The organism is Arthrobacter sp. 05T47 (assembly GCF_056395825.1).
Map to the genome: position 1 here is coordinate 1 of NZ_JBFTKG010000141.1, position 1,515 is coordinate 1,515.

A 1,515-nucleotide genomic window follows, 5' to 3' on the forward strand; every position below is an offset into this window, starting at 1 on the left:
GATCATGCCGTTGATCGCCGAGGATCCGCCCAGGCCCCGCCCGCGTGGCCACCACAGCTTGCGGCCGTCGAGATGCGGCTCGGCCTCGGTCCAGAAGCCCCAATTGCACTCGCCCTTGGCCTTGATCAGCTCGCCCACGCCGGCGGGCATGCGCACCAGCACCGAGCCGTTCTTGCCGCCGGCCTCCAGCAGCAGCACCTTCACGGCCGGATCCTCGGTCAGCCGCGCGGCCAGCACGCAACCCGCCGAGCCGGCGCCGATGATGACGTAGTCGTAGCGCGTGCCCGACATGGCGTCCCTCCCACAATGTTATCGTTGTTTAGACAGCACAGTGACCCGGTCCCGGGACGGCGGCAAGAGGGCATGAAACTGTCGGTACAGGTTAGAGCTGTCCTCAAAACAGGCTTAAGTTGTCAATAATGAGAGGCGGTCGCATGTACGTGCGCGACAGTTCATTACTCGAACGGGTCCGACATCCGCCGCCCCTCACGGCCCTACGGATCGGCGCGTGTGGAACCTGCGCACTTTGAGCGGCCGAGCGGAGGTCCGATCCTTCAGCCCGAGCGCGCGCCGCCAGACCGGATCATTCTCCTCAGCGTTATGTAGCGTCTCATGGCAGTCGATATGCACGAGACGCAAAAGCCTCAAGCACGCGGCGGCCTTTTGCGGCGCTTGGGACAGACAGTCTTTGCAATCAGGATGTTGCGTGGCGTTGCCACCGAAGGTGCAGCGGTGATCGTAGGACAGATGGTGGATGACACTATCGTCTAGGCTGCGGCTGACGACGGCATTGCCGCAATCGGCGCAGCAGCCGTCCTGGGACACGTGCAGCGCACTCTTGACCGCAGCAGAGCTGCATATTTCGTCTGTGAACTGCGTCCAACCCGACACGCCCTGGTATTTGCGTTCAAGAGCCTCTTTCTTATTTCGCCTGAAGAGCGAGGGGTCGGGCACTGCGGTTTGCACTCCATGGCCTCACCTGTGTCGGAAAACACACCGTAAGCCGGATGGACCATGCGGACCGCGGCATGTTGAAAATGCTAATTTCTCCAGAGCGCCATCAGCAATCATTGGTTTCGATCCAGAAACCAGACATTCGCAAAATCTACCTGGCTTCCTCCAATGTAGAGAGCAGCGTCTTGGCTGTGCTGACCGTCACCTGCTCGCGCAGGCGGTCCAGGGCGAACTGCATGGGCACGGGGTTCTTGAAGACGAGGTGGCTTTCGAGCTTCTCTACGACGCCCCACCCGATGAAAGCCGCGATCTCCGCGTGGTGCTGGTCGAGAAGGTCGATACGATCTAGGTGTCTRCGGAGATAGTCGCGCTTGCCGTCTTCGGCCATCTCGCCCCGAAAGTCGGCCAGTTGTTCGGCGATCTCCCCGAGGTTCTTTTTGAACTGTAGATCCTTGCACTCAATGAACAGCACGCGTCGATCGGCGGGGTGCCAGGCGAGGACATCGACGTCGCCGTAATCGCGCTCGAAACCCTTGCGCAAGAGCTTGGTGATCTTGAGAT

Annotated in this window: 3 protein-coding genes; all 3 read right to left on the bottom strand. The window is 60.8% G+C overall.

The genetic code is table 11. The annotated features are described in order from the left end of the window. Positions 1-291, bottom strand: a 291-nt coding sequence (locus AC1DEY_RS23350; protein ID WP_476870076.1) for a GMC family oxidoreductase N-terminal domain-containing protein, incomplete at its 3' end; no start/stop codon positions are given. 195 nt (positions 292-486) lie between these two features. After that, complete coding sequence (locus AC1DEY_RS23355) at positions 487-954, bottom strand: hypothetical protein (RefSeq protein ID WP_476870077.1); 468 nt, start codon at positions 952-954, stop codon at positions 487-489. A gap of 151 nt (positions 955-1,105) precedes the next feature. Continuing rightward, positions 1,106-1,515 (bottom strand): hypothetical protein (locus AC1DEY_RS23360; RefSeq protein WP_476870078.1); only part of this gene is annotated, 410 nt, incomplete at its 5' end.